The organism is Candidatus Cloacimonadota bacterium (assembly GCA_021734245.1).
GTDB lineage: Bacteria > Cloacimonadota > Cloacimonadia > Cloacimonadales > TCS61 > B137-G9.
This window is the reverse complement of record JAIPJH010000132.1, coordinates 1-5,567: the sequence shown is the minus strand read 5'-3', so window position 1 is coordinate 5,567 and position 5,567 is coordinate 1. Positions and strand designations below refer to the sequence as shown.

Here is a 5,567-nt window from a genome sequence, read left to right as displayed (position 1 = left end):
ACCATCGCAGCCGGTCAACTCATTTCTCAATAAATATTTTTTGGGCACTTTTTCGCCATTTTTAGAAGAATTTGTTCTATTTTTCAAGCACTTAGCTCATTATTTTTGTGGTTTTGGATGTTTTTTGCCGAAACTTGGGATAACGAAATCTGCTTCCATAAATAAAATTATTGACGTACAAATTGAAACTTTTATTAAAGGTAATGAATTGTAATTTAGATTTATGAATTTTGTAATAAAAGATTTTAATATTGAAATCAGGAGGAAAAGATGGCTGTTTTTAACGACAATTATTTTACAAATGACAGCTATGCAAAACGCAGTGAGCGATTAAAAATACTAAAAAATTATATCGATTATTGGTCAACGTCATTATCTATTCCACGCTCCTTGGTTGATTGGGGATTGCATGCCTATGATAAATGGGAAAAAGCACTCAAAATTGCAGAAAGCAAAAAATCAAGATCAAACGAATTTTATCAGGAACAAAGAGATGCAGATGAGAAAACATTCAAATATTATCTTAAATGCAAAAGACTTGTAAAAAGTACGTATTCTCAGGAAAAAAATGTATTACGTTCTTTTGGAGTGGATAGTAAATTTCCCCGCAATCGAGCTGATAAAATTGCTGTTGCAGATAAATTTATTCGAGCTTATCAGAATCATATGCAAAATAAAAAAGAGCAGGCAATTCCACAGGATTTCGTGGATAAGTTGATAAAACTGTTGAATAATTCACTTCAAATTGCCGAAAAAATCGAAAAATTGAAGAAAGAAAAAACAGAAAAAAATACTGCAATCCAAATAGAACTTTTCAAGGAAGATGCCAGAAAATTACGATCACTTTATTCCTGGGCTTTGATGACCTGGGAACCGGATAATGCTTATCTGTTTCAATTGGGTTTTGCAGTAAAATCATCGAAAAATAAAGATAGCTCGGAAGATGAACAGGACGAAGAATAATCTGCTGAAATCTTTTCTCGATTTGCTATTTCCTCCCAACTGTTTTTCTTGCCGAAAACGCATTCCAGAGGGCATAATTTGCGAAGAATGCAAAAATGATTTGGTTTGGCTGGAAGATGTTTGTAATTACTGCGGTTCAATTTTGAAAAATGGCGAATGCAAGGTTTGCAGCAAAGAAGATTTTGCTTTTGATAGAGCCAGATCAGTTTATGGCTTCAATAAAGTTATGCAAAAATTTATTCACGATCTAAAATACGATGAAATGATCAGAATAGCAGATTTTCTGGGGCAAAAAGCAGCAGAGCTTTTGTTAGAATTAAAACCATTTTCCAAAATCGATATCATTGCTCCAGTTCCGCTTCACAGCGTAAAGAAACGGCATCGAGGTTTTAATCAGGCTGAGATGTTGGCCAGAAAAATAGCATCTGAACTAAAAATTGAACATAATCCAAACTTGATTATTAGGAAACGTTTTACGCAAACCCAAACCAAATTAGGTAGATCTGAAAGGCAACAAAATGTAAAAGGTGCTTTTGAATTGAATTCCAAATATGAAATAAAAGGAAAAACAGTTTTAGTTGTAGACGATGTCTTTACCACAGGATCAACGCTGAATAGCATATCGTTGCTTTTAAAAAAGCATAAAGTTTCACAAGTTTTTGCCTTCACACTTGCTCGAGCATAATGTGGCTTTTCCAAAAACATTAGCCATAAGTGCAGTAAATAATTAATAAATCAGCTAATTAGATAATCATTGTCTTGACAACCATAAGGGCATCAAGATTTTTTGAAAAACTAAAATAGATAAAGTAAATATTTATTATATAATGAGTTAAATTTGAAAAGGAATAAAAAAGAATGATTGTAGAGATCGATCAGGAAAGAGCAGTTGAGCTGATAGAGAAAATTTCTCTTTTCATCGTGAAAAAAAGGATGGCAGCACCTGCAATTATGACGATCGAATCATTACGGCCTCTCAGCAGGTTGGGAAGTCAGGTTCTTTACTTTTTAGCTCCCTTTGCAGAATTGATCTTCAATCCCAAAGAGTACCAGGAATTTGCTGCTCTTCTGGAAAATCAGGAAAATGTAAACTTGCTTATAAATCGCATCGACGAACTTGATGTGGAAGTATATAAAGAAGAACGTAAACAGCGCAGAATGAGAAAAAAACGTAGAAGAAATAAAATCAAAAATTTCTTTAAAAAAATATTCAAGAAATAAAATATGGAGGAAAGTATGGGAGATGCTCAAAAGCTGAAAAGAATCATTGCAACTGACTGCGGATCTACTACCACGAAATCGATTCTGATTGAGTATATTGACGGTGAGTTCCGTCAAACAGTACGTGGTGAAGCTCCCACAACTGTAGAAAAACCTTTGAATGATGTAACCAGAGGTGTTATCAATGCAGTTACAGAACTGGAAGAACTTGCACGCATCAAATACAATGATGACAGCATTAAATTCACCAAAGACAATAAAATCTGGCTTACAAACAAAGAAGATCAGGGTGTTGATGCTTATGTTTCTACCAGTAGTGCTGGCGGTGGCTTGCAGATGATGGTAACTGGAGTGGTAGCCAGAATGACTGGAGAAAGCGCAGAACGTGCTGCTCTGGGTGCTGGTGCTATCGTTATGGATCTGATCGCAAGCAACGACAAACGTGCAAACCATGAAAAAATTGAACGTATTCGACACCTGCGACCCGACATGATTTTAATGGCTGGCGGTGTAGATGGCGGAACAACCAAACACGTAGCAGAAATGGCTGAACTGGTTGGAGCTGCCGATCCAAAACCTCGTCTTGGCTCCAGCTATAAGCTGCCTGTAATTTATGCTGGCAACAACAAAGCTCGTGATATTATCAAGGAAACATTGGATAAAAAAACCGACCTTATTATCACCGATAATCTGCGTCCTACTTTGGAACGGGAAAATCTGGGGCCGGCTCGTGATAAAATCCATGACCTTTTTATGGAACACGTAATGGCGCAAGCTCCCGGATACAACAAATTGATGAGTTGGACCAAAGGTCCGATCAATGGCAAACTCGTTGATATTCCAATCATGCCGACACCTGCAGCTGTGGGAAATATCATGCAGACGATCGCCAAAGTAAATAATATTGAAGTTCTGGGTGTGGATATTGGCGGAGCTACTACTGATGTTTTCTCCGTTTTTACTGAACAGCGAGTATTTAATAGAACCGTGAGTGCAAATCTGGGCATGAGCTACAGTATTTCCAATGTTTTAGCTACAGCCGGAATTGATAATATTTTGCGCTGGGTACCGTTCGATATAGATAAATCTATGCTGCGTAACATGATTAAAAACAAGATGATCCGTCCAACTACAATTCCACAACAATTAGAAGAACTTGTATTGGAACAGGCAATTGCTAAAGAAGCTTTGCGTTACGCTTTTATTCAACACAAAGAATTTGCTGTATCTCTGAAAGGTGGTCAAAGACAACGAGAAATCTCGGAAGCGTTTTCTCAATCTGTTTCCGGTGATACCATCGTAAACATGATGAGTCTTGATCTGCTGGTTGGTTCTGGTGGAGTTCTTTCTCATGCTCCGCGTCGTAATCAATCAGTTATGATGATGATCGATGCCTTCCTGCCGGAAGGAATAACAAGACTGGCTGTGGATAGTATTTTCATGATGCCGCAGCTTGGTGTTTTGGCAGAGATCAGTGAAAAAGCTGCTACCGAAGTTTTTGAAAAAGATTGTCTGATATATCTGGGAACCTGTGTAGCTCCAGTTGGTAAGATCAAACATAATAAAGTATCATTAACTGCAAAAATTGAACTTCCAAACGGCGAAACTTTTGAAGAAGAAATTCCATTTGGCGAACTGAGATTACTGCCTTGTGGAGTAGATGAAACTGCGAAAGCAACTTTGAAACCTGCTCGTGGTTTGGATATTGGAGCTGGCAAAGGACAGGAAGTTGAAACAGAATTGCACGGTGGAGTAGTTGGAATCGTTTTGGATACCCGTGGTCGTGATCCATTTGTCTTGCCGGATTCAGCAGAAGAAAGAGTTCCACTTCTGAAGAAATGGATGAAAGAACTGGATGCATATCCTATGGAAATTTTAGAATAGCCTCATAAGGCACATATAAAAAAATGATTAAGCAACGAACTATTCGAACAGAACGAAAAAAAAATGTTCGTATTTGTTAGTTGCTAAAAAATGGAGGCATAATGGCTCAAGCATATTCACCAGGTTTAACAGTAACCGATAGTATAGTTTTAAGAAAAGAAAGAATTTTACCTCTAAAAGGAAAAGTTCTGGTTAAGAAAGGCGATAAAGTAAAAGCCAATGATTTTGTAGCAGAAACTCTTCTTCCGGGAAAAGTAGTTCCTTTCAATCTGGCAAATAAATTGGGTGTAGACCCCAAATTTATGAAAGATTACATCAAGATAAAAGAAGGCGACATCCTGAAAAAAGGAACTATGTTGGCACAAACAAAAGGTTTCTTTGGCATGTTCAAATCAATTGTAAAATCACCTATCGAAGGTGAAGTAGAAAGTATTTCCACTTTAACCGGGCAGCTGTTACTTCGCGAACCACGCATACCTGTTCAGGTTGCTGCGTTTATGGATGGCGTGGTAGTTGATATAATTCCAGAAGAAGGTGTTATCATCGAAAATAAATCTGCTTATGTGCAGGGAATTTTCGGGATCGGTGGTGAAACAAACGGCGAGATAAAGGTTCTGGCCGATGCACCGGATGCAATTCTTGATCCGGCTAAAATTGATGATTCATGCAAAGATAAAATTATTGTTTGCGGAGCTATCGCTACACTTGCTGTTATCAAAAAAGCTCAAAAAGTTGGAGTTGCGGGAATTATCACCGGTGGTATTGATGATCAGGATCTGAAGGACCTTCTGGGTTACGATATCGGCGTTGCTATTACAGGGCATGAAGAAATCGGTCTTACTATTGTTGCTACCGAAGGTTTTGGTAATATTAACATGGCAAAGAAGACATTTGAATTGATGAAACAATTTGAAGGTCATAAAACTTCCATTCATGGTTTTACTCAGATTCGTGCCGGCGTGATGCGTCCTGAGATTATCATTCCAATTAAATTTGAAGTAGAAGAACTAAAAGTGAAAGAAGCTAAAATGTCTGAACTTCTTATCGGAACAACCATCCGTGTGATCCGTCAGCCAAACTTTGGAATGATCGGAAAAGTTACAGGACTTCCCGAAAAACTGACTCCGGTAGAATCTGAAACATTGGTTCGTATTCTGGAAGCAGAACTGGAAGATGGACAGAAAGTTACACTTCCTCGTGCCAATGTGGAAGTTATTGAAGAGTAGAAAAAGGCAAAGATAAAGAGAAGCAAAGAATCAAAGAGATAATTTGAAACCTGCCGGGCTTTTAGAAGTCAGGCAGGTTTTTTTTAGTTATTTCTTGCAGGAAGTATCGATCTAATTTTATTAGGAATTAAAAGTGGTAGTGTAACATGTTTTATGAAAAGTTATGAAACATTTTCATAAAGCGAGAATAGAAAAACATAAGTGAAAAATAGTGTCAAATCGTGGATAAGTCTGAAATTTATCTAAAGTGTACACTATCCACACCACGACTAT

General features: G+C 37.4%; 5 protein-coding genes. All 5 read left to right on the top strand.

What is annotated here, in order from left to right; genetic code table 11:
* The first annotated feature begins 270 nt into the window (after window positions 1–270).
* The 5 genes from K9N40_13005 (at window position 271) to K9N40_12985 (ending at window position 5,294) form a co-directional block, all read left to right on the top strand.
* Window positions 271–963: a hypothetical protein gene (locus K9N40_13005; protein ID MCF7815387.1), complete on the top strand. Its 693-nt coding sequence runs from the start codon at window positions 271–273 to the stop codon at window positions 961–963.
* Window positions 944–1,648, top strand: coding sequence for a ComF family protein (locus K9N40_13000; GenBank protein ID MCF7815386.1), 705 nt, complete (start codon window positions 944–946; stop codon window positions 1,646–1,648). The genes K9N40_13005 and K9N40_13000 overlap by 20 nt, the downstream gene beginning before the upstream one ends.
* A 173-nt stretch (window positions 1,649–1,821) precedes the next feature.
* Window positions 1,822–2,184, top strand: coding sequence for a hypothetical protein (locus K9N40_12995; GenBank protein MCF7815385.1), 363 nt, complete (start codon window positions 1,822–1,824; stop codon window positions 2,182–2,184).
* A 15-nt stretch (window positions 2,185–2,199) separates the two neighbouring features.
* Complete coding sequence (locus tag K9N40_12990; GenBank protein ID MCF7815384.1) at window positions 2,200–4,068, top strand: glutamate mutase L; 1,869 nt, start codon at window positions 2,200–2,202, stop codon at window positions 4,066–4,068.
* A gap of 101 nt (window positions 4,069–4,169) precedes the next feature.
* Window positions 4,170–5,294, top strand: coding sequence for a hypothetical protein (locus K9N40_12985; protein MCF7815383.1), 1,125 nt, complete (start codon window positions 4,170–4,172; stop codon window positions 5,292–5,294).
* Window positions 5,295–5,567: the final 273 nt, after the last annotated feature.

Excerpts from the sequence above, each read along its gene's own strand:
- K9N40_13005 (MCF7815387.1), top strand. The coding sequence starts at position 271 with ATGGCTGTTTTTAACGACAATTATTTTACAAATGACAGCTATGCAAAA.
- K9N40_13000 (MCF7815386.1), top strand. The coding sequence starts at position 944 with ATGAACAGGACGAAGAATAATCTGCTGAAATCTTTTCTCGATTTGCTA.
- K9N40_12995 (MCF7815385.1), top strand. The coding sequence starts at position 1,822 with ATGATTGTAGAGATCGATCAGGAAAGAGCAGTTGAGCTGATAGAGAAA.
- K9N40_12990 (MCF7815384.1), top strand. The coding sequence starts at position 2,200 with ATGGGAGATGCTCAAAAGCTGAAAAGAATCATTGCAACTGACTGCGGA.
- K9N40_12985 (MCF7815383.1), top strand. The coding sequence starts at position 4,170 with ATGGCTCAAGCATATTCACCAGGTTTAACAGTAACCGATAGTATAGTT.